Genomic DNA, 26,358 nt, shown 5'->3' with positions numbered 1-26,358 from the left:
CTAGAAGGCATTGCGGACAGATTCTGTCCGCGAGATCGGGCATTCTCGAGACATGTCCGATACGACCACCCGAGCGCTCTCGCTCCTCAACCTGCTCCAGACCCACCGCCACTGGCCCGGTTCGGAGCTCGCCGACCGGCTCGGCGTGACCGAGCGCACCGTCCGGCGCGACGTCGAGCGGCTGCGCGACCTCGGATACCGCATCGAGTCCTCACCCGGCGCGGCCGGCGGCTACCGGCTCGAGGCCGGAAGCGCGGTGCCGCCGCTGCTGCTCACCGATGAAGAGGCGGTCGCGATGGCGATCGGGCTGCGGGTCGCGGCATCCCAGCGCCTCGTCAGCGGTCCGGAGACGACGATCACCGCCCTCGCCAAGCTCGAGCAGGTGCTGCCGGCGCCGCTGCGCCGACGGGTGAACGCCCTCGCCGAGACCGTGCAGCCCGCGGGCATCAACGCGGGTGCCGCGGTGTCCAGCGACGTGCTCGGCGAGCTGGCGCTCGCCTGCCGCGACCACGAGCGGGTGAGGTTCTCGTACACCGCCGCGTCGGGCGAGGTCACCCGGCGCCGGGTCGAGCCGCACGCGCTCGCTCCCGCCGACCGCCACTGGTACCTGCTGTGCTGGGATCTCGAGAAGGACGACTGGCGTACGTTCCGCGTCGACCGCCTCGAGGGCGTCGAGCACACGCGGGTGCTGTTCGAGCCGCGGCCGCTCACTGCGGACGAGATCGAGGAGTTCATCTTCGTCGCACGGTCGTGGGTGCGTCAGAAGGTCGAGGCCGACGCCGTGATGGAGCTCCCCCTCGACCGCATGCGCGAGATCTTCGGCCAGTGGGGGCAGGGAGCCGAGGCGGAGGACGAGCACCGCACGCGCTGGCCCGTCGGCGGCGCCGACTGGCGCGAGACGATGTACGGGCTCATGTGGATCCCCGAGGGCGTCGAGTACACCACCGACCTCGAAGAGCCGGCGCGCTCGCAGCTGCGGGAATCGATCGAGCGGATGCTGCGCGCCGTCGACGCTCCCCCGCCACCACGCCGGCTCGCGTCCGCCCGAGCGCACATGGAGCGGGGGTAGGCGGCGCGCCGAGCGGCCACAGCGCGCTCGCAGGACCCCCGCCTACGCTGGCGCCGACCGAAGGAGTGACATGCGCCGACCGATCCTCGCGTGCGCGGGCGGAGCGCTGTTGCTCGCGCTGACCGCCTGTGCCACCGGAGGACCCATGACCGACCCCGCCCCCTCGAGCTCATCCGGCCGACCCGGATTCGAGACGACCACCCCGGGTCCTGTCGGCCCGACCGGCACCCCCGCCGACGTCCCGCCGCAGAAGTGGGATGCGATCATCGCCGACCTCGCCGGGCGGGGGGTCGAGGGCGAGCCGGTCCTCGTGTCAGCCGAGGCCGTGTCGTGGACGAACGGTGCACTCGGGTGCCCGAAGCCGGGGATGTCGTACACGCAGGCGATCGTCGAGGGCATGCAGGTCGTCGTGACGGTCGACGGCACCACGTTCGACTACCGGTTCGGCCGCGGCGACGCCCCCGTGCTCTGCGAGGCCTGAGCGCGGCATCCGCTCACCCGGCCGACGACGAGGGCGGCACCCCCTTCCGGGAGTGCCGCCCTCGGACGGTAGACGACGGTTACTTCGTCTTGACGAGCACCGTCTCAGACGTGCCCGACTTGTTGTCGATCACGACCGCCATGACACCCAGCGGCTTCTGGTCGGCGTACGCCGCAGCGTCGACCCCGACCGGGACCGTCGCGGTGCCGTTGCGGGGCACCTCGGCGAACTGGCCGTTCTCGAGAGCCGGCGACCACGGGTTGTACTTCGCGAACCCGTCGATCGTGTCGGTTCCCGCCGTGTTGGTGATCGAGTAGCTGTCCACCGAGTAGGAGAACGAGCCGGCATCGGACGTGAGGCCCAGGTCGCTCGCCCAGACCGGCAGCAGGATGGTGCTGCTGTCGGTGGGAGCCTGCGCGTAGAAGCCCGCTGCGAACAGACCCGCCGGGGTGCTGACGAACACCTCGGAGCGACCGTCGACGGAGCCCGCGCGGACCAGACCGGAGTCGGCCGAGAACACCACGGCCTCGGCCTTGCCGTCGCCGTTGCGGTCGATCACGACGTCGAACTCGACACCGGCGGCGTTGGACCACCGCTTGTGCGTGTTCACCGCGAACACCAGCAGCTGGTCGTCGCCGTCGGCGAACGACTGCACACCGGCCGATGCCAGGTCGAACCCGGAGTCCTCGATGGTCTCAGGCACGTCCTTGGCGTCGCTGAGACCCCACGTGTAGACGTCCGCACCGGCGGCGCGGGCGCCGAGGGCGTTGGTCAGCTTGACCGACTTCTCGGCGTCCGCGACCTGCTCCTTCTTGCCGAACAGGGCGCCCGTCGACGAGGCGACGCGGGCGTCCGAACGCGGAACCAGGAGGTACGGCACCCGCAGCGTCGACGAGTCGGAGGTGAGCACGATGTCACCAGAGAACTCGTACAGCGCGAACGGGTCACCGGCGACCGACGACGAGCCGACGGCACCGGCCGCGGCCGTGAGGCCCACGATGACGGTGGCCTTGCCCTTGGCGGGAACCTTGACCGTGGTGCGGTTCAGGCTGATCTTCGCCTTCTCGGACTGCGCCGACGGAGCGGAGCTGACCTTGTAGGTCACGTCCTTGTCGCCGTGGTTCGTCAGGGTGATCGTCTTGAGACCGGCGAAGCCGACCCAGGACTCCTGGAACCCGAAGCTCAGCGCCGACTCGCGGAGCCAGCCGCTGTCGGTGCGGAACGCGTCGCCGGTCGCGGTGACCTTCGTCGCGACGGCCTGAGCCGCATCGACGAGTCCGACGCCGCCGCGGGTCATCTGCTGACCGGCGACCTTCTCGGGGTCGGCCGACGACACGACCGCTGCCGCGATGTCCGCCGCCTTCCAGCCCGGGTGGGACTGGACCGTCAGCGCTGCGACGCCCGCGACATGCGGAGCCGCCATCGACGTGCCCGAGATCGTGGCCGGGCCGTTGCCCGTGCCGACGCCCGTCGACACGATCGAGACGCCGGGCGCCGCGATGTCGACGGCCACGCCGCTGTCACCGCTGCGGGGGCCGTTCGACGAGAACGACGCGTAGCCGCGGAAGGCGGGGTTGTCGAGGTCGGCCGCCGCGATGGTCGCCGGAGCGTTCGTGGTGAACTTCGCGCCGTCCGACGCGCGCACCCCGAGGAACGGGATCGTGACGTCGAAGGGCTCGCCGGTGTCGGCGTTCTCGGTGATCTTGCCCTCGAACGGCGGGAAGTCGTTCGTGTTGTTCACCATGAGAGCCGCGGCCGCGCCGGCCTGCTCGGCGTAGATCGCCTTCGAGACGCGGGCGCACGTTCCGCGCGCCGAGACGGCGAGCTGGTTGAGACCCGCGCCCACGCCGTTGCTCGTGTACGCGGCGACCGAGCAGCCGAGCGCCTCGTTCTCGGCCGTGGCCGGGTTGTCGACGAGTCGCACGACGGTCATCGCCGGGAGACCCTCGAGGCTCGCGCCGTTGGCGTTGATCGCCGGGACGGCCACGCCGCCCACGGTGACGGTGGCACCCGGGAAGCTCGCGGTGCTGTCGACCGCGGCGACCGAGATGACGCCCTCGCCGTTGCCCGGCGCGCCCGAGATGTACGGGGCCGGCCCGGAGTTGCCCGCCGAGGCGACGACGACGACGCCCGCGCCGATGGCGTTGGCGGCGGCGACGGCCTCGGGGTCGGTCGCGGTGCCGAAGCTCGAGCCGAGCGACATGTTGATGACGTCCATGTCGTTGGCGACGGCCCAGTCGATGGCGGCGGTGGTGACGTTGGTCGAGCCCTCGCAGCCGAAGACGCGCAGCGCGTAGAGGTCGACCTCGGGCGCGACGCCCGGCCCGATCTTCCACTCCTGCGAAGCCGTGCTCTCGTCGTAGGCGCCCGTGTAGGTCTCGCCCGCAGCCGTCACGCCGCTGCCGCCGGTGGTGCCGGCGACGTGGCTGCCGTGGCCGTTGCAGTCGAGCGGGTTGGCGTCGGGCTTCGGGACGCTGGTGTCGTCGTTGGCGTCGTAGTCGTCGCCGACGAAGTCCCAGCCGCCCTTGATGCGCGGGGCGTTCGGCCCGAAGAGGGCGGGGTCGGCCGCCTGCGTCTCGGCCGCGTTGGCGGCCTCGTACGCCTCGACCGTGCCCGGGCCGCCGAAGTTGGCGTGGGTGAAGTCGATGCCGGTGTCGATGATCGCGACCTTGACGTTCTCGCCGGTGTAGCCCGTGCTCTGCCACACCTGCGGCACGCCGAGGAACGGCACCGAGACGGCGTTGTCGATCGTGTAGGTGCGCGCGGTGTGGATGCCGACGACGTTGGGCAGCGCTGCCACGGTGTCGACGGCGTCTGCCGGGATGGTCGCCTGCACGCCGTTGTACGCGGACTGCATGGTGGCCTCGACCGCGCCGCCCTCCGCCTCGACGGCGCCGACGACAGGCTGCTGCGCCTGCTCGAGCGACTTCTTGATCGCGGTGCGCTCGGCCTTCGTGAGCTCGCGCCCCTTCTCGGCCTGGACGACCGCGACCGGGTCGCCCGCGAGCTCGACGACGACCGTGACGTTGCCGTCAGCGTCGGCGCTGAGCGGCTGGACGGTCTCGCTGATCTGTCCGCGCGACTCGGCCTGCTCGAATTTCGACGACGGGTCGTCGTCTGTTGCGGCGAACGCCGCGGTTGTGGGGAGTGACAGCGCCACGACAGCGGCGACCGCCAATGTACGTCTGTACAAAGGGGACCAACTTTCTCCGTGCTGGGGATACGGGGGAGGAGATACTCCGGCGACGGTATGTGTCTTCTCACATCAAGTCAACAGTCGATTCTCAGGTTGAGCAGAGCGCTCAATCCGAGGTCGGAAAACGCCCGCCCGGCTGTCTCGATGTGACATCCGCGGCCGTTGATCGAGAGATACGCTCGTGCTCATGAGCGACGACGCACGCAGCATCCTCAACCGGATCGAAGCCGAGGAGCGCGAGCTGGTACTCCCCCGGTTCGACCTGTCGGATGCCTGGGCTCTCGGCTCCCGCATGCGCGAAGCGGCACTCGCCGCGAGGCTGCCGATCGTCATCGGCATCACCCTCGGCGAGGCCCGCGTCTTCCACACCGCGCTGCCCGGATCGAGCGCCGACAACGACGGCTGGCTCGACCGCAAGACCCGTGTCGCAAGGCGGTTCGCGCGGTCTTCGTACGGTGTCGGCCAGTCGTTCCGCGCCGCCGACAAGGACTTCGACGTCGACGCGAGACTCGACCCCGTGCGCTACGCCGCGCACGGCGGAGTGTTCCCGCTGACGATCGCCGGCGTCGGGGTGGTGGGCACCGTCGGAGTCTCCGGGCTGCCGCAGGCCGAAGACCACGCCTTCGTCGTCGAGCATCTGCGGGCGTACCTCGCAGGGCTCTGACGAGCGGATGCCTCGCCCGCGACTTCCGTCATCCGGCGACGCACAGCGAAACCACAGTTAACGCTCTGGGCATACGTCCGCCGGTGGGGCTAGCTTTGCCTCATCGCGGCGATCCGGGCGGTCCCGGGCACCGGCTCATAACCGAGTGCGTTGCGGGTTCGACTCCCGCCGTCGCGTCCACGCGCAGCGATCGCACGGGATCGTCGACCGCTCGGCTAGCATTCCGGCATGACGACCTCCGCCCCGATCGACGACGTGCCGATCGGCGGGGATGTCATCCGCCTCGGACAGTTCATGAAGTTCGCCGGGCTGCTCGATTCCGGCGGCGACGTGAAGGAGGCCATCATCGACGGCTACGTCACCGTCAACGGTGAGGTCGACCGCCGCCGCGGCCGCCAGCTTCACCCGGGCGACGTCGTCGCCTTCGAGGGCCGCCGGGTGCGCGTCGCCCCGTAGGCGGCGCATCACCTCACCCGGTAGACGACCGCCTCCCAGGGTCGCAGCCCGAGCACGGTGCCCCGCACGACCGGGTCGTCGCCGTAGTTGCCGATCAGCACCGCGACCCCGTCGAGCGCGAACGGTGCCTCCACTGTGCGCGGCTCCCCCGTCGCGTTGCCGAAGACCGCGAGCTGCTCGTCGTCGAGCGTGCGCGTGAAGGCGTACACGTGCGGGTCGTCGTCGAGGAGCATCGCGAAGTCGCCCCACCGCACGACCGCCTCGTCGTGGCGGAGCGCGATGAGACGCCGGTAGTGATGGAAGACGGATGCCTCGTCCGCCCGCTCCGCCTCGGCGTTCACCGTCGTCGTGTTGGGGTTGACCGAGATCCACGGCTCACCGTCGGTGAAGCCGGCCTGGGGCGAGGCATCCCACTGCACGGGGGTCCGCGCGTTGTCGCGGCTGCCGAACGCGAGCGCCTCGACGAGCTGGGCATCGTTCAGGCGGTCGAGCTCGCGCGCCTCGGCCGCGAACCGCAGCGACTCGATGTCGCGATACTGCGAGAGGTCGGTGAAGTGGGCGTTCGTCATGCCGAGCTCTTCGCCCTGGTAGACGTACGGCGTGCCGCGGTGCAGGTGCAGGATCGTCGCGAGCATCGTCGCCGACTCGCGCCGGAACGCGCCGTCGTCGCCGAACCTCGAGACGATGCGCGGCTGGTCGTGGTTCTCCCAGTAGAGCGCGTTCCACCCGGCATCCTGCAGCCCGGTCTGCCACCTGCCGAGGGTCGCCTTCAGCTCCCGCAGGTCGACCGGCCGGCGGTCGAAGCGTCCGGCGGGGCCGTGATCGAGGCCCATGTGCTCGAACGTGAAGATCATGTCGAGCTCGGCGCGCGCAGGGTCCGTGAAGAGCCTGCCGTCCTCGACCGTCGCCCCCGGCGTCTCGCCGACGAGCAGCAGGGTGTCGCGACGGCCCTCGAAGACCTCGCGGTGCATCTCCTGGAGGAACTCGTGCAGGCGCGGTCCGTTGATGGTGTGCGGTCCGCCGTCGCCGTACGGACCGTGGCTCACAGCGCCGTCGGCCAGCGAGCCGTCCTCGCCCACAGCCTTCGAGATGAAGTTGATGACATCCATGCGGAATCCGTCGATCCCACGATCGAGCCACCACCGCATCATGTCGTAGACGGCCTCCCGCACCTGCGGGTTCTCCCAGTTGAGATCGGGCTGCTTGCGGCTGAAGAGGTGCAGGAAGTACTCGCCGGAGGCCTCGTCGAACTCCCACGTCGAGCCCGAGAAGAACGAGCCCCAGTTGGTCGGCTCGGCGCCGGGCGCGCCTGGCTCGAACCCCTCGCGGGCCGGCCGCCACCAGTACCAGTCGCGCTTCGGGCTGTCCTTCGAGGAGCGCGACTCTGCGAACCAGGCGTGCTCGTCGCTGGTGTGGTTCACGACGAGATCCATCACGACCCGGATGCCGCGCTCGTGCAGCGCGTCGACGACGGCGTCCAGGTCGGCCAGGGTGCCGAAGATCGGGTCGACGTCGCGGTAGTCGCTGATGTCGTACCCGTTGTCGTCCTGCGGGCTGCGGTAGACGGGCGAGAACCACACGACGTCCACGCCGAGCTCGACGAGGTGGTCGATGCGCCGGAGCACCCCGCGCAGGTCGCCGATCCCGTCGCCATTCGAGTCCTGGAACGAGCGGGGGTAGATCTGGTACACGACGGCGGAGGTCCACCACGTCGCTTCGCGACGCGCCTCGGTGGCGGGATCGGGGGTCATGGAGCCTGTCCTTTCAGCCGGGCAGGGCGCGGCATCCGCTCGACTATGCGCCCGCCGCGTCGAACGTATGCCGGTTCTTCCCCTGGCGCTTCGAGTCGTACATCGCCGCGTCGGCCCGCACGAGCATCTGCTCGGCGGTGGGGCGGGCGCCGGAGCCGGGGCGGTGGATCGAGATGCCGATGCTCACCGACGCCGAGATGATGCCGTCCGGGACGGCGATGGGCTGACAGCAGATGTCGAGGATGCGGTCCGCCACCGCGGACGCCGCCTCGCCGTCGGTGGCCGCGCAGATCGCGACGAACTCGTCGCCGCCGATGCGGCCGACCACGTCGCCGGAGCGCACCCCGGCCTGAAGCCGGTGGGCGAGCTCGACGAGCACCAGGTCGCCGGTGGCGTGGTCGAAGGCGTCGTTGATGCTCTTGAAGTCGTCGACGTCGAGGAACATCACCGCGAGCGGCTCGTTCCGATCGATCGCCTGCGCGATGGACTCGTCCAGCGTGAGCTGGAGCAGCTGGCGGTTCGCGACGCCCGTCAGCTGGTCGTGCAAGGCGAGGAAGGCGAGGCGGCGCTGCAGGCGCACACGCGTCAGCGTCTGTGACGCCTGGCGGCTCAGGGCGTCGAGCAGGTCGAAGAACTGCGAATCGAACTCGCTGCGCCGCGCGAAGAAGCACACCAGGATGCCCAGCCGCACGCCGTCGGCGACGAGCGGCGTGATCGTCAGTGCCGCGAGCCGCTCCTCGCGCAGCGCCGCGGCGACCTGCGGGTACGCGGTCTCCTCAGGCCCGGCGGTGATCACCGCGACGTGCGGAGTGGCCCGCAGCTCGGCGATCGGCGCGACCTTGCCGACCAGGGGGTTGCTGCCGCCCACGAGCTTCAGATCGCCGTCGTCCTGGAGCAGATGCACTGCGGTCTCCCGGGCCGCGAACGCCGTGCGCGCGACCTGCGCGAACGACTCGGCGACGTCCTCGTCGCTGGCGCTCACCCCGAAGGCGCTCGAGATCTCCTGCAGGATGCGCACGCGCTCCTCGGACGACTCGGCCGCGCGGCGCGCGGTGAGGAGCTCGCGCTCGTAGCGGATGCGCTCCTCCGCGTTGAACACGGCCGTGCGGATGACGCCCGCGTCGTCGTCGCGTATCGAGTTGACGAGGCTGGGCATGGGAGAACCGTCGGCCTTCATCAGGGTCAGCGCGACCTCGTTCACCCGACCCTCGAGATGCATCACCTGCGTGTAACGGGTCTCGAAGAAGAGCCGGCTTCCGGGATCGAGCAGCGACGCGAACGGCTGCCCGACGAGATCGGCGAGCGCATGACCGCTCCACGACAGGAACATCTCGTTGACGTCGGTGATCTCACCGTCGATCGTCATCGCGAGCAGTCCGCAGGGAGCCGCGTGGAACCAGTCTTCGCTGGGACCGCTCACGAGAGGTACGCGCGGATCTGTGCGACGACCTCGTCAGGGGCCGAGAGGATCGGGACGTGCCCTGTCGCCTCGAGCACCGCGAGACGGCTCCCCGCGATCTCGGCGTGGACGTAGTCGCCGACCGCATGGGGCGCGATCGTGTCTGCCGTGCACTGGATCACGAGCGTCGGCACCGACACGACGGCGAGGTCGGCGCGGTTGTCCGAGAGGAATGTCACGTGCGCGAAGTGCTGGGCGATGGAGGGGTCGAGACTGCAGAAGCTGTCGCTGAGCCGCTGCCCGAGCTCGGGAAGGTCGGGCCTGCCCATGATGACCGGCGCCGTCGCGTGCGACCACCCGAGGTAGTTGGCGTCGAGCGACTCGAGGAGCGCCTGGATGTCAGCCGGTTCGAAACCGCCGATGTACGAGCCTTCGTTGGTGTAGCGCGGCGACGGCCCGATGAGCACGAGTGCGCCGAAGCGCTCCGGCTCGCGATTCGCCGCAAGCACGCCGATCATGGCGCTCACCGAGTGACCCACGAACACCACGTCCGTGGCATCGAGCGCGTCGAGGATCTCGAGGACGTCAGCGGCATAGCCGTCGAGCGAGTCGTACTTGCCCCGGTCGTAGGCCGAGACGTCGGACCCGCCGGCGCCGACGTGGTCGAACAGCACGACGCGGTGGTCGGCCTCGAAGTGCGGAGCGACGAGGTTCCAGGTCGCCTGACTGCAGCCGAAGCCGTGGGCGAACATCATCACCCGGCCGGCGGGATCGCCGGACACGACGACGTTGTTGCGACGCAGAACGTCGATCGTACGAACGGCGGTCATGGCGTTCTCATCCCCGGCACAGCGGGGGGCACCGCACCTACGCCCGATCGTACGTCACCACGCGGCCGCGGCCCCACTCCGCCCTCGTGCCCGGTCGCGGGTAGCCGATCCGCGCATCCGTGAGCCGCATGGCGCGGCGGAGGTTCAGAGGTCTTCGGGCGCGAGATCGCCCTGGCCCTCCTCGCCGAGCTCCGCCTGATTCGGGTCCAGCCCCTGGGTCTCGGGGAGGTCGGCAGCAGCGTGGAGATCGTCGGCGGGCACCTCGTCGAGCGGGTCGGGGAGCTGCGCCGGATCGTCGCCGGTGGCGGTGGCGGCATCGAGCTCCTCGGCCGGCACCCCCGCGTCGAGCGAGGTCGTGCGGTCCCACTCCGCCTGAGCGGGGTCGTACTCGAGGTCGATCGACGTGTCGCCGTCGCGGAGCGGCTGCGCCCCGACGGATTCGTCTTCGACGGGCGCTATGCCGCGGTCCGGTGTCGTGTCCGACATGGTGCTCCTTCTTCCGTGTCCGCTCCACGGTACGAACGGCGCCCGCGCGGCCGGAGGGGGTTGACACGGCCGGTGCGCCGCCTCCTATCGTCGAGTCATGGCAGAGCACGAGACCGACGGCACAGCCGGCATGACTCCCGACGAGAAGCGCCGCGATCAGCTGCTCGCGGCGCCGGACGCGGTCGAGGCCGACGCCGCTCCGCGCTTCGACGTGACCCACCCGCGCGACGGCGTCACACGGATCGACGTGAGGGACGACGCGCCGGTGCGCCCCGGGAACCCGGAGGAGGACCCCGGCCCGTCCTGACCGCCCGCCGGCGAGATCGCCGGCGGGTCAGAGCCCTTCGGCGATCTCCTTGATCGCCGCGAGGCGCCGGTCCCACTCGGCGCCGACGGCGTCGAGCCGCCGCGCGGTCGCGCTCAGCTGCGCACCGACGATGCGGTAGCGCACCTCCCGGCCGACCTTGACCGGCTCGACGAGCCCGACCTCCTGGAGCACGGCGAGGTGCTTGGCGACGGCCTGCCGGGTGACGGGCAGGCGCCCGGCGAGGGCCGACGCCGATGCGTCACCCTCGCCGAGCGCCGCCAGGATGCTCCACCGGGTCTCGTCTCCGAGTGCGGCGAACACCGGAACCAGCGTCTCTGTCGTCACGAGCCGCTCTCGAGCAGCGCGACGAGCTTGTCGAGCTCGCCGTTCCAGCCGTCGCGATGGTCGGCGAGGTTCGCGGCCGGGTCGGAGGTCGCCTCGAACCCGGTCTCGACGACGGTCAGCTCGGTGCCGTCCGACACTTCGACGAGCGTGAAGGTGAACACCGTGGAGCGCGACTCGTCGAGCTCGTCGGGCACGACGCCGCTCGCGTCGTCGTTGCTCCAGCGGTAGGACACCATCCGCTGCGCTTCGATGGCCTCGAGCCGCACGGGGATCGGCGCGCGGTCGGGCCACGTCAAGGTGCCGCGCGCACCGGCATACGACCCCTCGAACTCGGCCCGCCCGAACCAGCGCGAGATATGCTCCGGCTCGGTGACCGCGGCCCACACCTTCGCGACGGGAGCGGCGATCCGGATGGTGCGCCGCACCGAGAAGGCGGCGTCGTCGACGGTCGACGACGGGTTGGCTGCCATGCTCACAATGATGCTTCCTCTCTGTCATCGACTGCAACCTTGAGGTTGCAATCTCTGTGCAACCTCATGGTTGCAGTCGAGGATGAAAAGCGCAACCCCCCGGTTGCAGTCAGAGGCGGGCGATTCCCGCGCCGCCGCGCCTCGCCGAGGCTCAGAGCGCGCGGTCGAGCTCCTCGGCGATGACGCGCGCCGCCTCGGGATAGCGCTCCGGGCTCGGACCCGAGTAATTGAGCCGGATGTGGGGAGCGGATGCCTCGGCCGGGAACCACTCGGCCCCGTCGGCCACGATGACCCCGCGGCCCTCGCACGCGCGGACGAACCCCTCCACGTCGGTGTCGCCCGGAAGACGCAGCCACAGGTTGAGCCCGCCCCGCGGAACGTGCTCGAGGTGCGCGAGGGGCGCGTGCTCGGCGAGGCTCGAGACGAGCACGTCGCGGCGGGCGCGCAGCTGTTCGCGGACGGAGCGCAGATGCGTGCGCCACGCCGGCTGGGTCACGACGTCGAGCGACGCGGCCTGCAGGAGCCCGCTCACGTACATCGACTCGGCAGCGCGGTCCGCCAGGATGCGCTCGCGCGCCGGGCCGCGCGCCGTGACGGCCGCGACGCGGAGGGCGGGCGAGACGCTCTTGGTGAGCGAGCGCAGGTAGATGACGTGACCGTCGTCGTCGAAGGCGGCGATCGGCCGGGGATCCGTGTCGATCGCGAGATCGTGCGCCCAGTCGTCCTCGACCAGGAATGCACCGTGGCGCCGCGCGATGTCGAGCACGGCGCGGCCGCGCTCGGCCGACCACTGGGCGCCGGTCGGATTCGCGTACGTGGGCTGCACGTAGAACGCCCGTGCGCCCGTCTGCTCGAACGCCCGGTCCACGTCGTCGAGGTCGGGCCCGTCCGGCCCCGACGCCACCGGCACGAGCCTCACGTTCGCCTGCGTCGCCGCGAGGATGGCGCCCCAGTAGGTCGGCGACTCGATCAGCAGCGGCTGCCCCGGGCCGACGAGGGCGCGGAAGATGGAGCTGAGCCCGCTCTGGCTGCCCGAGAGGATGAGCACGTCGCGCGCGGCGGGTGGAGTGACGCCGGCCGGCGCCGCGCTCGCGAGCTCGGCCGCGAACCACGCCTGGAGATCGGGCGCACCGGCGACCGGGGAGCGCGTGGCCGCGGCATCCGTCCTCGCCGCACGCGCGATCGCGGAGCGCACCAGCCGCTCGGGCAGCAGCTCGCGATCGGGATAGCCGGCGTGCAGGGCGATCGCATCCGGCGACGGGGCGCGCTGCGCCGACGGCAGGCCGAGCAGGCGCGACTGCGCGGCGCCGAGGGCGGACGTCTGCCACGCGTAGTCGACCGGTCGCGGGGGGCGGATGCCGCGCACGAAGGTGCCCACGCCGGGGCGGCTGTCGACGAGCCCGAGCGCGACGAGCGTGCGCATGGCCTTCTGCACGGTGACCGGGCTCGCGCCGTGCCGCGCCATGAGCTCGCGGTTCGACGGGACCCGGGCGCCCGGCGGAGCAGTCGCGATCCACCGCCTGAGGTCGGCGACGATGCGATCGGTGCTATCGTTTGCCATGTCGATACACAGTAGCGTTATCGCTTCCCCGACACCACTGCTATCCGGTCGTGCCGGGCTCTCCTGGGGCCTCGTCGGTGTCCTCGCCTTCTCGTTCACCGTTCCCTTCACGACGGTCGCGCTCGGCGGGCTCAGCCCCCTGTTCATCGGCGCCGGCCGCGCCGTGGTCGCGGCCGCCCTCGCCGCCTGCGCGCTGGCGCTCACGCGCCAGGCTCTCCCCACCGGGCGCCAATGGGCGCGCCTCGCGATCGTGGCCGGGGGCGTGGTCGCCGGCTTCCCGCTGCTGACCTCGTTCGCACTCACCACCTCGTCCGCGACCCACGGCGCGGTGGTCATCGCCCTCCTCCCCGCGGCGACAGCCGTGATGGCCGTGCTGCGTGCCAAGGAGCGGCCCGCGCGATCGTTCTGGGTGTTCGCGAGCCTGGGCGCCGTGGCCGCCGTGGTGTTCGCCGCCCTGCACAGCGGCGGTCTCGGCGGCCTCCACTGGTCGGACCTGCTGCTGTTCGGCGCGGTCCTCGCCGCGGCGATCGGCTACGCCGAGGGCGGGATGCTGTCGCGCGAGCTCGGCTCGTGGCAGACGGTGTCGTGGGCGCTCGTGCTCGCCGCGCCGCTCATGGTCGCTCTCACCGCCGTCTCGATCGCGGAGGCTCCGCCCGCGGCATCCCCCGTCGAGTGGCTCGCGTTCGGCTACCTCGCCGTGGTGAGCATGTTCCTCGGGTTCTTCGCCTGGTACCGCGGCCTCGCGATCGGGCCGATGGCGCGCGTGAGCCAGATCCAGCTCGTGCAGCCCGTGCTCACGATCTCGTGGGCGGCGCTGCTGCTCGGCGAGCCGCTCACCTGGTCGACGGTCCTCGGCGGCGCGGCCGTGATCCTCTGCGCCGCCCTGGCCGTGCGCACCCGCCTCGGAGGCGGACGGCACCGCTGAGTCCTGCCGCCCTCGCCGCCCGGCGAGTTCGGTCGACGTTCGGGTCAGGCGATGCGGGTGCCCGGCGGCAGCGTGCGAGCCGGCGTGCGCGTGCGGGCCCAGGCCCACCACAGCAGCCCGGCGGCGAGCAGCAGCTGCAGCGTCAGTCCGACGAACCAGCTCGGCGCGCTCTGCTCGATCCGCTCCTCCGGCGTGAGATCCTCGCCGAACGGGGGCGGACTGCAGTCGTCGTACGACGTCTCCGCCTCGGGCGGCTGCTGGGCCATCCGCACCGCGAGCTTGATCTGCCCGAACAGGTCGACGGGATACCCCTGCCGATCGAACGTCGTGGGCGTGGCGTCGGCGAGGATCACGAACGGGTTGGCGGCCAGCAGCCACCACACGCGGTCGAACCGCGGCACCTCAGAGGTGTGCGACGTCCACTCGCCGCACTCGGGGGTGACGTCGTCGTCGCACGGGTAGTCGCCGGTGGGCTCCTCACCCGGCGCGCACGGGTAGGTCTCGCCCTCGTACGACTCCCAGTCGAGCGAGCGGTAGTTGTTGACCTGCTCGGTGCGCATGGTGGCCCCCACGAGCCCGAAGGCGATGAGCGTGCCGACGACGAGCGCGGCGACGACCAGGTAGGTGGTCGCGACCGAGAAGAGCGGCCGCGCCAGGATGCCGCTGAGCGCGACGCCGATCGCCGCGATGACCCCGACTTCGACGACGAGCACGAGGAGCGAGACGCCGATGGTGGCGGCGCTGGCACCTCCGGCGAGTGTGGCCGCGACGAGGAACGGCACCGACACGGCGACGAACGCCAGTCCGGTCACCCACGCCGCGAGGAACTTGCCGAGCAGGATCTCGCCCGTCGTGGCGAGCGTGACCTGCACGGGGGCGAGGGTCGCGGCATCCCGATCGCCGTTGATCGAATTGCCGCTCAGCGTCGGCGACACGAGCACGATGAGCAGCAGCGTGATGTAGACGATCGTCGAGTAGATCGCGGATCCCTGCTGCTGAGGAAGCCAGCGGAACGCGAGGAACGAGAGCGTCGTGACGAGCAGCAGGAGCGCCGCGAAGACGCCGAGCAGCACGTACCAGGCGACGCTGCGGGTGCGCTGCTTCAGCTCGAGCCCGAGGATGGTGCCCAGTCGCTGACCGCTCATGCCTTCTCCTCCTGGTCGCTCGCGGGCCGGGGACTCGGGGGCTTCCGGGCGGGGGCCGGCACATCGGGCGCAGCCTCGGCAGGAGGGGCGGGCGGGACCTGCGGCGGCACGCCCTTGCCGAGGTCGAGGAACGTGCGCTCGAGGCTGCCCTGGGCGGCGGCGAACTCCGCCACGGGCAGTCCCGCGGCGATGAGGTCGCGCAGCGCCGCGGCGGCGCTCTCGTCCGAGTCGAACTCGGCCACGACGTCACGCCGGTCGGTGCCGATGGTCGACGGATCGGCGGCGAGCGCCGCGGCGACCTGACCGACGGCGACGGATGCCTCGACCCCGACGAGCCGGATGCGCCACGGCCGCGCACGACGGGCCGCCGCTTCGACGCGCCCCGCGTCGACGGTCTCGCCCGCCACGAGGAAGACCGCGTCGTCGACGACCTCTTCGAGCTCGGACAGGATGTGGCTCGAGACGAGGATCGTGCGCCCCTCGGCGGCGAACCGTCGCAGCAGGACCCGCAGGTCGATGCGCGCCTGAGGATCGAGACCGGACGCCGGCTCGTCGAGGAGCAGCACCCGCGGGTCGTGCACGAGCGCGCGCGCGAGCCCCAGCCGCTGCTTCTGGCCTCGCGAGAGCACCTTCGCCGGAGAGTCGGCGAGCGAGGTCAGCCCGACCTCGGCCAGCAGCGACTCCGCGCGAGCGGATGCCTCGGCCTTCGGCATCCCGTACAGCCGTGCCGTGACCACCAGCGTCTCCCGCGACGTCAGCGAGGCCCACGCTCCGAGCGTGTCGGGCATCCACCCGATCAGCGCCCGCGCGGCCTGCGGATCGGCGACGGGGTCGACGCCGTCGATGCGGATCGAGCCCGCGTCCGGCGCGAGGAGCGAGGCGAGCATGAGCAGGAGGGTCGTCTTGCCCGAGCCGTTGGGTCCGACGAGTCCGGTGACGCGGCCCGCGTGCGCCTGGAGCGACACGCTGCGCACTGCCTGGACCTCGCCGAACGCGCGACGGACTCCTTCGACGACGATGCCGGGGGAGGTCACGCACTCACCATAGCCAGAAGGCGCTTCCCGACGTCAGGAACGGAAGAACGCCACGCCGAGGTCGGGGTGGTCGACGAAGACGCCGTCGACACCGGCATCCCGGATCACCGCCCACTCCGACTCCCAGTCCCCGAACGCCGCCGGGCCGCCGCGGCCGCGGAACTGTCCGATCAGGAAGCTGTTCTCGGGGCGGCACGTCCAGGTGAAGACGCGAAGGCCGCGCTCGTGGGCGTCGGCGACGAGCGGGGACGGGCCGGTGAGCCGCCCCAGCTTGTCGGGGGCGAGGATCATGCGCTTGTCGACGCTGATGCCGTCGACCCGGCCGACGAGCGCGTCGAGTCCGGCCGGCTGCGCCGTCTGCTTGTACGTGAGTGCCGCCTTGCCCTGCGCGGTGAAGAGATCGAAGGGTCGGCCGGCGGCCTCGAGCAGATAGATGTAGGCCGCCGGGATGCCCCGCTCCTGCAGCGCGTACAGGATGCTCGACTCGAACGACTCGATCGTGAGCGGCAGGGCGCCGTCGGCCCAGCCCGCGTCGCGCAGCTCGGCGGCGATGAGCTCGTCCAGGTCCCAGCCGAGGGCGCCGAAGTACGTGGCGTGCTTGATCTCCAGGACGACGCCGATCTCGCGCCCCTGCGCGAGCGAGCCGGCCCGCACGAGGTCGAGCACATCGCGGAGCCGCAGCACGGGCTGCTGGTCGTCGAACGTCGCACTCCCCTCGCGCACCCGGGGCAGCCGCTCGCGGCAGCGCAGCGTCGACAGCTCGTCCCACGTGAAGTCCTCGGTGAACCATCCGGTCAGCTCCGCACCGTCGACGGTCTTCGTGGTGCGGCGGGCCGCGAACTCGAGGCGGTCGGCGACATCGGTGGTGCCGGAGATCTCGTTCTCGTGCCGCACGACGAGCACGCCGTCGGACGAGACGACGATGTCGGGCTCGACGGCGTCCACGCCCAGCTCGAGCGCGAGGTCGTACGAGGAGCGCGAGTGCTCCGGGCGGTATCCCGGGGCGCCGCGATGGCCGATCACGAGCGGACTCCGGCGCGGCATCGTCTCAGGCTACCCGCGCGCGAGCGGCGCCGACCGTGCGGCGCCGGGCTGCGGCATCCGCTCATAGATCACTCACAGCCGCGGTCTGCCGCGCCGTGGCGCGGTTCGGATATCGTTGATCAACAGCACCGCGCTGTTCAACCCTTGACTTGGAGTGTGAGAGCAGTGGCCCTCGACAATCCCGCGTTCAGCAACTCGGCCTTCCAGGACCCGAAGGCCGTCAAGACCTACCCGGGCGGCCGTCAGGCGGCCGGCCTGACCCCGCCCCCCGCGCAGACCCAGTTCTCCACGGCGCAGCACGCCGGAACGGATGCCGCGGCCCAGGCGCAGCTCGAGGGCATGTACGCCGCCCCCGCCGCCGGCGCCATCGAGACCGACCGCATGACGGTCGAGGACACGATCTGGAAGACGGTCGGCCTGTTCGCCGTCCTGCTCGTCACCGCCGTCGGCGGCTGGGTGTGGACGATGGCCCCCGTCACCGCCGAGAACCCGACCCCGTCCATGGCGCCGTGGCTCATCGGCATGCTCGGCGGATTCGTCCTCTCGCTCGTGGTGATCTTCACGTCGCGCAAGAAGGTGCGCCCGGCGCTCATCTTCGCCTACGCGGCGTTCGAGGGTCTCTTCGTCGGCGGCATCTCGGCGTACTTCGAGATGATCTGGGAAGGCATCGTCCTCCAGGCGACCCTCGGCACCCTGTCGGTGGTCGGCGTGACGCTCGCGCTGTTCGCGAGCGGCAAGATCCGCGCCTCCAAGCGCGCGACCAAGGTCTTCATGATCGCGATGGTCGGCTACCTGGTGTTCTCGCTGCTCAACCTCGTCCTCGTGTGGACGGGCGTCTCGACCAACGCGTTCGGCCTGCTCAGCGAGAAGTTCATGGGCATCCCGATCGGCCTCATCATCGGCGTGCTCGTCGTCATCATGGCGGCCTACTCGCTCGTGCTCGACTTCGACTCGATCCAGCAGGGCGTCCGCAACGGCGCGCCTCGTCAGTTCGGCTGGCTCGGCGGCTTCGGCATCATGGTGACCGTCGTGTGGCTGTACATCGAGATCCTGCGCATCATCGCCATCGTGCGAGGCTCCAACTAATCCCGCGCTCTGCGTCAGAGGCCGTCCGGTTCGCCGGGCGGCCTCTTCCGTTGCGTCCGCGTGCACAACGTCGGAGATCTCGGGCGACACGCCGGTCCGGGCCGCTTATTCCCGGCGTGTCGGCGAGAATCTCCGATTCTGTGCACGCCCGCGGAGTTCTGCTCTGAGCGGAAGAGGTCGCCGGGTGCGGCATCCGCGTCCTATCGTGACGGCATGGCCAAGATCATCCCGCTGCCGACGAAGCCCGCGCCCCGCGCGCCCCGCTCGCCCCGCGGACCCCGCGAGCCTGAGCCGCTGTGGCGCGACGCCCTCGGCGAGCAGCTGCGGCGTCGACGCCACGACCGCGGCGAGCGCCTCTCCGACACGGCCGAGCGCGCGGGGGTCTCGCCGCAGTACCTCTCCGAGATCGAGCGCGGCCTCAAAGAGCCCTCGAGCGAGATGATCGCCGCCGTCGCCGGTGCGCTCGACGTCACTCTCGTCGAGCTGACGGCCGCGGTCGTCGACGACCTGCGCGACCGTGCGGCCGAGCGCTCGGTCGCCGGCGTGCGCGCGGCGTACTCGCTCGCTGCCTGAACCGGCACGAGCGCAAGCCCTGGCCGGTGTCATCGGCCGCCGCTAGCGTGGGGCGGGTGGCAGCGCGCAAAGAGGAGTTCCTGCAGGTCGGCGGGCACGAGGTGCGCATCTCGAGTCCCGACAAGGTCGTGTTCCCCGAGCCCGGTCTCACCAAGCTCGACGTCGTCGAGTACTACCTCGCTGTCGCCGACGGCGCCCTGCGCGGTGCGGGCGGACGGCCGATGGTGCTCAAGCGCTTCGTGAAGGGCATCGACCAGGAGGCGTTCTTCCAGAAGCGCGTCCCCGAGAACCACCCCGGCTTCATCGACACCGCCACGCTGCACTACGCGCGCGGCACGTCCGCCGAAGAGGCCGTGATCCGGGATGCCGCGGGCCTGGCCTGGGTCGTCAACCTCGGGTGCCTCGACCTCAACCCGCACCCCATCCGCGCCGAGGATCTCGACCACCCCGACGAGCTGCGCATCGACCTCGACCCGATGCCCGGCGTGGACTGGTCGCAGATCGTCGACGTCGCGATGGTGGCCCGCGAAGTGCTCGACGACGTCGGGCTCGTCGGGTGGCCGAAGACGAGCGGCTCGCGAGGGCTGCACATCCTCGTGCGCATCGCTCCGCAGTGGGACTACAAGCAGCTCCGTCTCGCTGCCGAGGCGCTCGCGCGCGAGGTGGAGAACCGCGCGCCCGGTCTCGCCACCGCGCGCTGGTGGAAGGAGGAGCGCGGCGAGAGCGTGTTCGTGGACTTCAACCAGAACGCGAAGGACCGCACCGTCGCATCCGCCTATTCGATCCGGCCCCTCCCCGACGCGCGCGTGTCGACCCCGATGGACTGGGACGAGGTCGCGCTGCGCCGCCCCGAGGAGTTCACGGTCGCGAGCGTGCTCGAGCGCTTCGCGGCGATCGGCGATCCGCATCGCGGCATCGACGACGCGGTCGGCACCCTCGACGGCCTCCTCGCGCTCGCGGAAGAGCTCGGCCCGGCCGAGAAGCCGCCGCGCGCCGGCGACGGCGAGGGACGCCGCCAGTCGACGATGCCGCTCATCGAAGTCGCCCGCACGAAGACCAAGCCCGAAGCGCTCGACGCTCTCGAGCAGTGGCGGTCGAGGCATCCGTCCGCCGCCGCACAGCTGCACCCGGCCGACGTGCTCGTCGACGGCATGCGAGGGTCGAGCTCGCTCTGGTACCGCGTGCGGGTCAACCTGCAGCACGTCCCCGAGGGAGAGCGACCGATGCAGGAGGAGCTCATCGCCGACTACGACCCCTGGGCGGGCAAGGTGTGGCCCGGGCGAGAGGGTTAAGGGGCTGAGAGCCGGGTCAGTCCGTACTCGAACGCCTGGTCGACATCGCCGCCGAGCTGGAACGCGCCCGCGAGCTCCATGCTGACGAAGCCCGTCGCCCACGCCGTGAGCAGTCGGGCCTCTTCGAGCGCGCGCTCTTCGCCCACGGCGTCGCGCGCCGCGCTGAGCACGGGCTCGCTCGCGCGCGCGAGCGCCTCGGGACTGCCCGAGACGGAGTACATCAGGCGGAATCCCTCGGGCCGCGCGTGCGCGAACGCCCGGTAGACCCGCGCGAGCGCGGTGAGTGAGCGATCGGATGCCGCGAGCCGCGCCCCGAGGTCGTCCACCGTCGCCTCCGCGACGAGCTGCAGCAGCGCCTCGCGGTCGCGGACGCGCTTGTAGAGCGAGGGTGCGCGCACCCCGACCCGCTCGGCGACGGCCTGCATCGTGACCTTGGCAGGACCGCCCTGTTCGAGCAGGTCGCACCCGGCCTCGACGATGGCGGCGAGCGACGTGCGATCCGGTGTCGGCATTCCGGGTCCTCCTCTTGGCTATTGACGTAAGCTATCATAGCTATGTACCGTAGCCAAGAACCCTGAGGAGGATCTCATGCGACTCGGACCGCATCTTCACCGCATCGGCAATGACATCGTGGCGGCGTACCTCGTGGTCACCCCCGAAGGTGTCACGGTCATCGACGCCGGCCTGCCGGGGCACTGGAACGACCTCGTCACCGAGCTGCGGTCGATCGGCCGAACGCTCGACGACGTCCGCGGCGTGGTGCTCACGCACGGCGACAGCGACCACGTCGGCTTCGCCGAGCGCCTGCGACGCGAGCAGGGCGTGCCGGTGTTCGTGCATGCGGCCGACGCCGCCCGGGCGAAGGGCGGCGACAAGCCCAAGACGTCGATGGGGCCTCTGCGGATCGGCCCGACCTTCGGCTTCTTCGTCTACGCCCTGCGCAAGCGCGGCTGGCGCACCGAGTACCTGACCGAGGTGGTCGAGGTCGCCGACGGCGACGTGCTCGACCTGCCCGGTGCGCCGCGGGTGATCGGTCTGCCCGGCCACTCCCCCGGCAGCGTCGCTATCCACGTGCCGATCGCCGAGGCCGTCTTCGTCGGCGACGCCCTCACGACGCGGCATGTGCTGACGGGCCGCGCCGGGCTCCAGCCCGCCCCGTTCACCGACGAGCCCGCCGAGGCCCTGGACTCGCTCGACCGGCTCGCCGACCTCGAGGCGACGTGGGTGCTGCCCGGGCACGGCACTCCGTGGAGGGGCTCGCCGGCCGACGTCGCCGCGGCCGTGCGGGCCGCAGGCGCGCGGCCCTGACCCCGAGCCCCCCTTCTCGACGGACTCTGCCCCGCGCCACTGCGCGCAGCTCCTGCATTTCCGGCCCCGTGCCCAGTCCGGGCCGCGGATTCCCGCGGGCCGCACGATCCGCCGCGCGGGTTCTGCAGGAGTTGTGCGTCGGACCCGTCGGTGGGCGAGCCGTGTCGGGCGTCAGCGCGCCTCGAGGACGCGGTCCGCGAGACCGTAGGCGACGGCATCGGTCGCCGTGAACACGCGGTCGCGGTCGGTGTCGGCACGGAGCTGCGCCGCATCCTTTCCGGTGTGGCGCGCGAGGATGGCCTCGACGTCGCCCCGCACCCGCACAAGCTCGTCGGCCTGCAGGATCAGATCCGGGATCGCGCCCCTCCCCTGCCCCGCCGGCTGGTGCAGCACGACGCGCGCGTGCGGCAGCACCGCGCGCTTGCCCGCCGCACCGGCCGCGAGCATCACGGCACCGACACCGATCGCCTGGCCGACGACGGTCGTCGCGACGTCCGGCCGGATGTGCTGCATCGTGTCGTAGACCGCGAGCATCGCGGCCGGGTCGCCGCCCTCGCAGTTGATGTAGAGCTGGATGTCGCGGTCCGGGCTGTCGGCGTCGAGGTGCAGCAGCTGGGCGATGAGGGCGTTCGCGACGCCGGCGTCGATGCCGGTGCCGAGGTACACGACCCGCTCGGCGAGGAGGTGCGAGTAGACGTCCATGATGCGATCGCCGCGCGGATGCTGCGCCACCACGTTCGGGATCGTGTACGAGCTCATGCCGCCACCTCCGCCGGTCCGAGCCCGAGGCCCGCGGCCCGGCGCCGCCGCGGCACCACCTGGGCGAAGTCGTCGACGATCCCGTCGATGAAGCCGTAGTCGAGCGCCTCGGCCGCCGTGTACCAGCGGTCGTGCAGCGAGTCCTCGAAGATGCGGTCGATGGGCTGCCCGGTGTCCGCCGAGATCAGGCCGAGCACCGTGTCGCGCATGTGCCGCAGGTCGCCCGCCTGCACCTCGACGTCGACCGTCGAGCCGCCGATGCCCGACGAGCCCTGGTGCATGAGGATGCGCGCGTGCGGCAGCGCGCGTCGCTTGCCGGGGGCGCCGGCCGAGAGCAGGAACTGCCCGGCGCTGCACGCGAGGCCGAGCGCGAGGGTGGAGACGTCGTTCGGGACGAGCCGCATGACGTCGCGGATCGCGAGCATCGAGGGGACGGATCCGCCCGGCGAGTGGATCCAGAGCGAGATATCGGATGCCTCGTCCTCGGCCGCCAGCGCCAGGAGCTGCGTCGCGAGGAGCGTGCCGTTGTCGTCGTCGAGCGGGCCGTCGAGCACGAGCACGCGCTGGTGGAACAGCTCGCGTCGCGCCTCGGCCCCGAACATCGGGGTCTTGCCTTCTTCTGCCATGACCCCAGCCTGCGCGGGGCGGCGGGGCGCGGCATCCGATTCCGCCCTCGGCGGCTCCGCCCACGGCGGATCGAGGGCTCAGCGCGTGCGCCGCGAGGGCGCCTCGACGGCCGTCCGCAGAGCCGACACCAGTGCGGGCTGGATGGCGTCCGGCGTGAAGGCGGCGGCCGCCTTCCGCGCCTGAGCCGACAGGTCGGCGCGACGTTCGTCGTCTCGCAGCACACCGATGACGGCCTCGGCGATCGCCTCGACGTCACCGGGCGGCACGAGCACGCCCGCGTCACCCACGGCTTCGCGCGGACCGTAGCGGACGTCGGTCGACACCACCGGCAGGCCTCGCGCCAGCGCCTCGGCGATCGACAGCCCCTGTCCCTCGAAGGCCGTGGACGTGACGAACAGGACGGCGCGGTCGAAGATCGCGTCGCGGTCGGCGGTGGTGCCGTGCAGCGTCACGGATGCTGCGAGCCCGAGCTCGTCGACGAGCCGCTGCAGCTCGTCCCGCAGCGGGCCGTCGCCGTAGACGTCGAGCCGTGCGTCGGGCACTGCGGTCACGACGCGCACCCACGCGCGGAGGGCGAGGTCGACGCGCTTCTGGGGCGCGAGTCGGTTGAGCATCACGACGCGGCGAAGGTCGCGCGCCTCCGCCGCGGGTGGCTCGTCGCCGAGGTCGATCGTGTTCGGCACGACGTGGAAAGTGCCCGGGTCACCGAACCGTGCGGCCACCTCGTCGCGCTGCGCACGCGTGGGCCACAGCACGGCGTCGTAGCGGCCCATCGTCGCCAGCCACCGCTGCCACATTCCCGTCACGGCGGCGCCCGGGTCGTCGTGAGGCGGTGGGAGGTGCGAGTTGTGCACCGCGTGCACGATACGCACCCGTGGGTCCGCCCAGTCCACGAGGACCTCGCCGATCTGCCGCGATTCGACGATCACCACGAGCAGCCGGCCCGGATCGCCCGCCGCCGCGCGCCGCTCGTCCGCCAGATGGGTGAGCCAGGCGATGTACAGCTCGCGGAACCCGCGCAGCCACCGGTCGCCGTCGGGCGCGTGCACGACGATCGGAGAGTCGGTCAGGTGCCAGGTGGCGTCGTCGGCGAACACCGGCAGCGACAGGATGCCGCGACCCGCGGCATCCGTCACCTCTCGACGCTCACCCGCGGGAAGCCCGCCGTCCGGAGCCGAGCCGAACCGCCACAGCCACGACGGGTCGGCGACCACGTCGTCGAAGAGGTTCCGCGCCGACGACACCTCGCCTAGCAGCCCGGCGTCGACGAACGCCTGCCGCTGCGCGGCGTGGGTCTCGGGCGACCCGCCGTCGACGCTGAGCTGCAGCGGATCGCGCGCGCCGGCCGATGCCAGCAGCTGCAGGCGGCGCGGCACGGCCACGGCGAAACCGCCGTCGAGCCCGAGCGCGACCCTGCTCCCGAGCAGCACGTAGTCTGCGTCGGGCAACCCGGCCACCGGGCCGGTCACTCCCACTCGATGGTCCCCGGCGGCTTCGACGTGACGTCGAGCACCACGCGGTTCACCTCGCGCACCTCGTTGGTGATGCGGTTCGAGATGCGGGCCAGCACGTCGTACGGCAGGCGCGTCCAGTCGGCGGTCATCGCGTCCTCGCTCGAGACCGGCCGCAGGACGATCGGATGCCCGTAGGTGCGGCCGTCGCCCTGCACACCGACCGAGCGCACGTCGGCCAGCAGCACGACCGGGCACTGCCAGATCTCGTTGTCGAGGCCCGCCTTGGTCAGCTCCTCGCGCGCGATCGCGTCGGCGTCACGCAGAATCTCGAGGCGGTCAGCGGTGACCTCACCGACGATCCGGATGCCGAGGCCGGGGCCCGGAAAGGGCTGGCGCGCGACGATCGCCTCGGGCAGGCCGAGTTCGCGGCCGATCGCACGCACCTCGTCCTTGAAGAGGGTGCGCAGCGGCTCGACGAGCTCGAACTGAAGGTCTTCGGGGAGGCCGCCCACGTTGTGGTGCGACTTGATGTTGGCGGTGCCCGTGCCGCCGCCGGACTCGACGACGTCGGGGTAGAGGGTGCCCTGCACGAGGAAGCGGATCGGCTCGCCGTCGGCGGCGGCTTCGGCGACCAGTTCGCGCTCGGCGGCCTCGAACGAGCGGATGAACTCGCGGCCGATGATCTTGCGCTTCTGCTCGGGGTCGCTCACGCCCTCGAGCGCCGAGAGGAACTGCTCGCGCGCGTCGATCGTGATGAGGCGCACGCCCGTCGAGGCGACGTAGTCGTTCTCGACCTGCTCGCGCTCGCCCTTCCGCAGCAGGCCGTGGTCGACGAAGATCGCAGTCAGCTGGTCGCCGACGGCCTTGTGCACGAGGGCCGTCGACACGGCGGAGTCCACACCGCCGGACAGCGCCGAGATGACCCGGCCCGAGCCGATCTGAGCCTGGATGCGCTCGACCTGCTCGGCGATGACGTTGCCGCTGTTCCAGTCGGCCGGGAGGCCCGCGGCCTTGTGGAGGAAGTTCTCGATGACCTGCTGGCCGTGGTCGGAGTGCTTCACCTCAGGGTGCCACTGCACGCCGTAGAAGCGCTTCTCGTCGCTGCCGAACGCCGCGACGGGGGTCGCCGACGTCGACGCCAGCACGTCGAAGCCCTCGGGGGCACGGGACACCTGGTCGCCGTGGCTCATCCATACGTTCTGGTCGACCGGCTGACCGCCGAGCAGCACGCCGCCGTCGCCCGTGACCGCCGCGTCGGTCGCGCCGTACTCGCGCAGGCCGGTGTTCGCGACCTCGCCGCCCAGCGCCTGCGCCATGACCTGGAAGCCGTAGCAGATGCCGAGCGTCGGAACCCCGAGGTCGAAGACCCCGGTGTCGAGGGCCGGCGCACCGTCTTCGTACACCGACGACGGCCCACCCGAGAGGATGATGCCCACCGGGTTCTTGGCCGCGATGTGGGCGGCGGATGCCGTGTGCGGGACGATCTCGCTGTACACCCCCGCCTCGCGCACGCGCCGCGCGATCAGCTGCGCGTACTGCGCGCCGAAGTCGATGACGAGGACGGGACGCTGGGAGGTCTCGGTCTGCTGGGTCAACGCTTGTTCTCCGTCGGGATCGCGTGAGTGAGGGACGAGTGCTCGGCCTGCGAGTGCAGCTCGGATGCCTCGCGGGCGGCGAGGTACTGCTTGACCTCGCGGCCGACGCGCGCCTCCATGAAGAAGGACAGCAGGGGCACGATGCCGCCGAGCGCGAGCATCGCCAGGCGCAGCAGGTTCCAGCGCATGAGGCTCCATACGCGGAAGCACGAGACGAGGTAGACGACGTAGAACCAGCCGTGGGCGACGAGGATGCCGAGCGACAGGTTGAACCCGTCGCCGGTCGACTCGGCCCCCTCGGGGCCTTCGACCACGGGAGCCCACCACAGGAAGCCGCCCGACCCGCCGAGGAAGAGCTCGAGGCCGAACGCGTACTTCATGACCATCTCGCCGACCAGCAGCAGCAGCATCGTGCCGGTGATGATCGAGCAGATCTGGTAGAACGTCAGGGCTCCGCGGATCGCCGGAAAGGAAGCGAGCTTCGGGGCGCGGGGCATGGCC

At 71.4% G+C, this 26,358-nt stretch carries 27 protein-coding genes and 1 tRNA gene; 11 read left to right on the top strand and 17 right to left on the bottom strand.

All coding sequences use genetic code 11. The features are described 5' to 3' along the window. The first annotated feature begins 52 nt into the window (after positions 1–52). On the top strand, positions 53–1,069 hold the full coding sequence (locus OB08_RS01275; protein WP_461471289.1) for a helix-turn-helix transcriptional regulator: 1,017 nt from the start codon (positions 53–55) through the stop codon (positions 1,067–1,069). 70 nt (positions 1,070–1,139) lie between these two features. After that, positions 1,140–1,550 (top strand): hypothetical protein, encoded by a 411-nt coding sequence (locus tag OB08_RS01270; protein WP_461471287.1) that lies wholly within the window; start codon positions 1,140–1,142, stop codon positions 1,548–1,550. Positions 1,551–1,629: 79 nt separating this feature from the next. On the opposite strand, the gene OB08_RS01265 is transcribed toward OB08_RS01270, so the two are convergent. Further along, positions 1,630–4,728, bottom strand: coding sequence for a S8 family peptidase (locus OB08_RS01265; RefSeq protein WP_461471285.1), 3,099 nt, complete (start codon positions 4,726–4,728; stop codon positions 1,630–1,632). Between the two features lie 205 nt (positions 4,729–4,933). Here OB08_RS01265 and OB08_RS01260 point away from each other — a divergent pair, with 205 nt between their 5' ends. The 3 genes from OB08_RS01260 to OB08_RS01250 all read left to right on the top strand — a co-directional run bounded on the left by OB08_RS01260 (position 4,934) and on the right by OB08_RS01250 (position 5,866). Next, positions 4,934–5,410, top strand: a complete 477-nt coding sequence (locus tag OB08_RS01260; RefSeq protein ID WP_461471283.1) for a heme-degrading domain-containing protein — start codon at positions 4,934–4,936, stop codon at positions 5,408–5,410. 104 nt (positions 5,411–5,514) lie between these two features. After that, positions 5,515–5,590: transfer RNA gene (locus tag OB08_RS01255), tRNA-Met, on the top strand. Between the two features lie 48 nt (positions 5,591–5,638). Further along, a complete protein-coding gene (locus OB08_RS01250) occupies positions 5,639–5,866 on the top strand; it encodes an RNA-binding S4 domain-containing protein (protein WP_461471281.1) in 228 nt (75 codons plus the stop codon). A gap of 8 nt (positions 5,867–5,874) precedes the next feature. Here OB08_RS01250 and OB08_RS01245 read toward each other — a convergent pair whose 3' ends face one another. From OB08_RS01245 to OB08_RS01230, 4 genes are all read right to left on the bottom strand, one after another. Beyond that, positions 5,875–7,617, bottom strand: a complete 1,743-nt coding sequence (locus tag OB08_RS01245; RefSeq protein WP_461471279.1) for a glycoside hydrolase family 13 protein — start codon at positions 7,615–7,617, stop codon at positions 5,875–5,877. 43 nt (positions 7,618–7,660) lie between these two features. Further along, positions 7,661–9,037, bottom strand: coding sequence for a sensor domain-containing protein (locus OB08_RS01240; protein ID WP_461471277.1), 1,377 nt, complete (start codon positions 9,035–9,037; stop codon positions 7,661–7,663). After that, entirely contained in the window at positions 9,034–9,846 is an 813-nt protein-coding gene (locus tag OB08_RS01235; protein WP_461471275.1) for an alpha/beta fold hydrolase, read from the bottom strand. The genes OB08_RS01240 and OB08_RS01235 overlap by 4 nt, the downstream gene beginning before the upstream one ends. Before the next feature lie 144 nt (positions 9,847–9,990). Further along, entirely contained in the window at positions 9,991–10,332 is a 342-nt protein-coding gene (locus OB08_RS01230; RefSeq protein ID WP_461471273.1) for a sugar ABC transporter ATPase, read from the bottom strand. Between the two features lie 97 nt (positions 10,333–10,429). On the opposite strand from OB08_RS01230, the gene OB08_RS01225 reads away from it, so the two are divergent. Next, complete coding sequence (locus tag OB08_RS01225; RefSeq protein ID WP_461471271.1) at positions 10,430–10,639, top strand: hypothetical protein; 210 nt, start codon at positions 10,430–10,432, stop codon at positions 10,637–10,639. 27 nt (positions 10,640–10,666) lie between these two features. Here OB08_RS01225 and OB08_RS01220 read toward each other — a convergent pair whose 3' ends face one another. The 3 genes from OB08_RS01220 to OB08_RS01210 all read right to left on the bottom strand — a co-directional run bounded on the left by OB08_RS01220 (position 10,667) and on the right by OB08_RS01210 (position 13,015). Further along, entirely contained in the window at positions 10,667–10,984 is a 318-nt protein-coding gene (locus tag OB08_RS01220; protein WP_461471269.1) for an ArsR/SmtB family transcription factor, read from the bottom strand. Continuing rightward, the gene (locus OB08_RS01215) at positions 10,981–11,454 is read right to left on the bottom strand and encodes an SRPBCC domain-containing protein (RefSeq protein ID WP_461471267.1); all 474 of its coding nucleotides are present in this window, start codon (positions 11,452–11,454) and stop codon (positions 10,981–10,983) included. Before OB08_RS01215 ends, OB08_RS01220 begins: the two co-directional genes overlap by 4 nt. Positions 11,455–11,605: 151 nt before the next feature. Then, the gene (locus tag OB08_RS01210) at positions 11,606–13,015 is read right to left on the bottom strand and encodes an aminotransferase-like domain-containing protein (protein WP_461471265.1); all 1,410 of its coding nucleotides are present in this window, start codon (positions 13,013–13,015) and stop codon (positions 11,606–11,608) included. On the opposite strand from OB08_RS01210, the gene OB08_RS01205 reads away from it, so the two are divergent. Beyond that, entirely contained in the window at positions 13,014–13,940 is a 927-nt protein-coding gene (locus OB08_RS01205) for a DMT family transporter (RefSeq protein ID WP_461471263.1), read from the top strand. The genes OB08_RS01210 and OB08_RS01205 overlap by 2 nt on opposite strands. A gap of 44 nt (positions 13,941–13,984) precedes the next feature. On the opposite strand, the gene OB08_RS01200 is transcribed toward OB08_RS01205, so the two are convergent. Genes OB08_RS01200 through OB08_RS01190 form a run of 3 tightly spaced genes read right to left on the bottom strand, consistent with a single transcriptional unit; the run spans position 13,985 to position 17,163 of the window. Next, complete coding sequence (locus OB08_RS01200) at positions 13,985–15,085, bottom strand: ABC transporter permease (RefSeq protein ID WP_461471261.1); 1,101 nt, start codon at positions 15,083–15,085, stop codon at positions 13,985–13,987. Continuing rightward, complete coding sequence (locus OB08_RS01195) at positions 15,082–16,119, bottom strand: ABC transporter ATP-binding protein (protein ID WP_461471259.1); 1,038 nt, start codon at positions 16,117–16,119, stop codon at positions 15,082–15,084. Before OB08_RS01195 ends, OB08_RS01200 begins: the two co-directional genes overlap by 4 nt. Positions 16,120–16,152: 33 nt before the next feature. After that, the gene (locus OB08_RS01190) at positions 16,153–17,163 is read right to left on the bottom strand and encodes a glycerophosphodiester phosphodiesterase family protein (RefSeq protein WP_461471257.1); all 1,011 of its coding nucleotides are present in this window, start codon (positions 17,161–17,163) and stop codon (positions 16,153–16,155) included. Positions 17,164–17,328: 165 nt separating this feature from the next. Between OB08_RS01190 and OB08_RS01185 the strand changes: the two genes are divergently transcribed. From OB08_RS01185 to ligD, 3 genes are all read left to right on the top strand, one after another. Further along, a complete protein-coding gene (locus tag OB08_RS01185; protein ID WP_461471330.1) occupies positions 17,329–18,249 on the top strand; it encodes a Bax inhibitor-1/YccA family protein in 921 nt (306 codons plus the stop codon). A 213-nt stretch (positions 18,250–18,462) separates the two neighbouring features. Continuing rightward, complete coding sequence (locus OB08_RS01180; protein ID WP_461471255.1) at positions 18,463–18,822, top strand: helix-turn-helix domain-containing protein; 360 nt, start codon at positions 18,463–18,465, stop codon at positions 18,820–18,822. A gap of 56 nt (positions 18,823–18,878) precedes the next feature. Next, positions 18,879–20,114, top strand: coding sequence for a non-homologous end-joining DNA ligase (gene ligD / locus OB08_RS01175; protein ID WP_461471253.1), 1,236 nt, complete (start codon positions 18,879–18,881; stop codon positions 20,112–20,114). On the opposite strand, the gene OB08_RS01170 is transcribed toward ligD, so the two are convergent. Further along, on the bottom strand, positions 20,111–20,626 hold the full coding sequence (locus OB08_RS01170; RefSeq protein ID WP_461471251.1) for a TetR/AcrR family transcriptional regulator: 516 nt from the start codon (positions 20,624–20,626) through the stop codon (positions 20,111–20,113). The genes ligD and OB08_RS01170 overlap by 4 nt on opposite strands. A 76-nt stretch (positions 20,627–20,702) precedes the next feature. Here OB08_RS01170 and OB08_RS01165 point away from each other — a divergent pair, with 76 nt between their 5' ends. Next, positions 20,703–21,422 (top strand): MBL fold metallo-hydrolase, encoded by a 720-nt coding sequence (locus OB08_RS01165; protein ID WP_461471249.1) that lies wholly within the window; start codon positions 20,703–20,705, stop codon positions 21,420–21,422. 171 nt (positions 21,423–21,593) lie between these two features. Here the strand turns inward: OB08_RS01165 and OB08_RS01160 are convergent, their stop codons facing one another. The 5 genes from OB08_RS01160 to OB08_RS01140 all read right to left on the bottom strand — a co-directional run bounded on the left by OB08_RS01160 (position 21,594) and on the right by OB08_RS01140 (position 26,354). After that, entirely contained in the window at positions 21,594–22,181 is a 588-nt protein-coding gene (locus OB08_RS01160) for a ClpP family protease (protein ID WP_461471247.1), read from the bottom strand. Next, a complete protein-coding gene (locus OB08_RS01155) occupies positions 22,178–22,807 on the bottom strand; it encodes a ClpP family protease (protein ID WP_461471245.1) in 630 nt (209 codons plus the stop codon). Before OB08_RS01155 ends, OB08_RS01160 begins: the two co-directional genes overlap by 4 nt. Before the next feature lie 78 nt (positions 22,808–22,885). Further along, a complete protein-coding gene (locus OB08_RS01150) occupies positions 22,886–24,277 on the bottom strand; it encodes a glycosyltransferase (RefSeq protein WP_461471243.1) in 1,392 nt (463 codons plus the stop codon). After that, positions 24,274–25,857 (bottom strand): glutamine-hydrolyzing GMP synthase, encoded by a 1,584-nt coding sequence (gene guaA / locus OB08_RS01145; RefSeq protein WP_461471241.1) that lies wholly within the window; start codon positions 25,855–25,857, stop codon positions 24,274–24,276. Before guaA ends, OB08_RS01150 begins: the two co-directional genes overlap by 4 nt. Then, on the bottom strand, positions 25,854–26,354 hold the full coding sequence (locus OB08_RS01140) for a DUF3817 domain-containing protein (RefSeq protein ID WP_461471239.1): 501 nt from the start codon (positions 26,352–26,354) through the stop codon (positions 25,854–25,856). The genes guaA and OB08_RS01140 overlap by 4 nt, the downstream gene beginning before the upstream one ends. Positions 26,355–26,358: the final 4 nt, after the last annotated feature.

Source organism: Microbacterium sp. HJ5 (genome assembly GCF_054824025.1).
This window is presented reverse-complemented; position numbering and strand designations above follow the sequence as displayed.

What these genes read in the sequence shown, in the direction of transcription:
- OB08_RS01200 (WP_461471261.1), bottom strand. Translation starts at nt 15,085, where the DNA reads ATGAGCGGTCAGCGACTGGGCACCATCCTCGGGCTCGAGCTGAAGCAG.
- OB08_RS01205 (WP_461471263.1), top strand. Translation starts at nt 13,014, where the DNA reads ATGTCGATACACAGTAGCGTTATCGCTTCCCCGACACCACTGCTATCC.
- OB08_RS01170 (WP_461471251.1), bottom strand. Translation starts at nt 20,626, where the DNA reads ATGCCGACACCGGATCGCACGTCGCTCGCCGCCATCGTCGAGGCCGGG.
- OB08_RS01210 (WP_461471265.1), bottom strand. Translation starts at nt 13,015, where the DNA reads ATGGCAAACGATAGCACCGATCGCATCGTCGCCGACCTCAGGCGGTGG.
- OB08_RS01160 (WP_461471247.1), bottom strand. Translation starts at nt 22,181, where the DNA reads ATGAGCTCGTACACGATCCCGAACGTGGTGGCGCAGCATCCGCGCGGC.
- OB08_RS01155 (WP_461471245.1), bottom strand. Translation starts at nt 22,807, where the DNA reads ATGGCAGAAGAAGGCAAGACCCCGATGTTCGGGGCCGAGGCGCGACGC.
- OB08_RS01225 (WP_461471271.1), top strand. Translation starts at nt 10,430, where the DNA reads ATGGCAGAGCACGAGACCGACGGCACAGCCGGCATGACTCCCGACGAG.
- OB08_RS01180 (WP_461471255.1), top strand. Translation starts at nt 18,463, where the DNA reads ATGGCCAAGATCATCCCGCTGCCGACGAAGCCCGCGCCCCGCGCGCCC.
- OB08_RS01275 (WP_461471289.1), top strand. Translation starts at nt 53, where the DNA reads ATGTCCGATACGACCACCCGAGCGCTCTCGCTCCTCAACCTGCTCCAG.
- OB08_RS01260 (WP_461471283.1), top strand. Translation starts at nt 4,934, where the DNA reads ATGAGCGACGACGCACGCAGCATCCTCAACCGGATCGAAGCCGAGGAG.
- OB08_RS01250 (WP_461471281.1), top strand. Translation starts at nt 5,639, where the DNA reads ATGACGACCTCCGCCCCGATCGACGACGTGCCGATCGGCGGGGATGTC.
- OB08_RS01270 (WP_461471287.1), top strand. Translation starts at nt 1,140, where the DNA reads ATGCGCCGACCGATCCTCGCGTGCGCGGGCGGAGCGCTGTTGCTCGCG.
- OB08_RS01230 (WP_461471273.1), bottom strand. Translation starts at nt 10,332, where the DNA reads ATGTCGGACACGACACCGGACCGCGGCATAGCGCCCGTCGAAGACGAA.
- OB08_RS01215 (WP_461471267.1), bottom strand. Translation starts at nt 11,454, where the DNA reads ATGGCAGCCAACCCGTCGTCGACCGTCGACGACGCCGCCTTCTCGGTG.
- OB08_RS01245 (WP_461471279.1), bottom strand. Translation starts at nt 7,617, where the DNA reads ATGACCCCCGATCCCGCCACCGAGGCGCGTCGCGAAGCGACGTGGTGG.
- OB08_RS01235 (WP_461471275.1), bottom strand. Translation starts at nt 9,846, where the DNA reads ATGACCGCCGTTCGTACGATCGACGTTCTGCGTCGCAACAACGTCGTC.
- OB08_RS01140 (WP_461471239.1), bottom strand. Translation starts at nt 26,354, where the DNA reads ATGCCCCGCGCCCCGAAGCTCGCTTCCTTTCCGGCGATCCGCGGAGCC.
- OB08_RS01165 (WP_461471249.1), top strand. Translation starts at nt 20,703, where the DNA reads ATGCGACTCGGACCGCATCTTCACCGCATCGGCAATGACATCGTGGCG.
- OB08_RS01190 (WP_461471257.1), bottom strand. Translation starts at nt 17,163, where the DNA reads ATGCCGCGCCGGAGTCCGCTCGTGATCGGCCATCGCGGCGCCCCGGGA.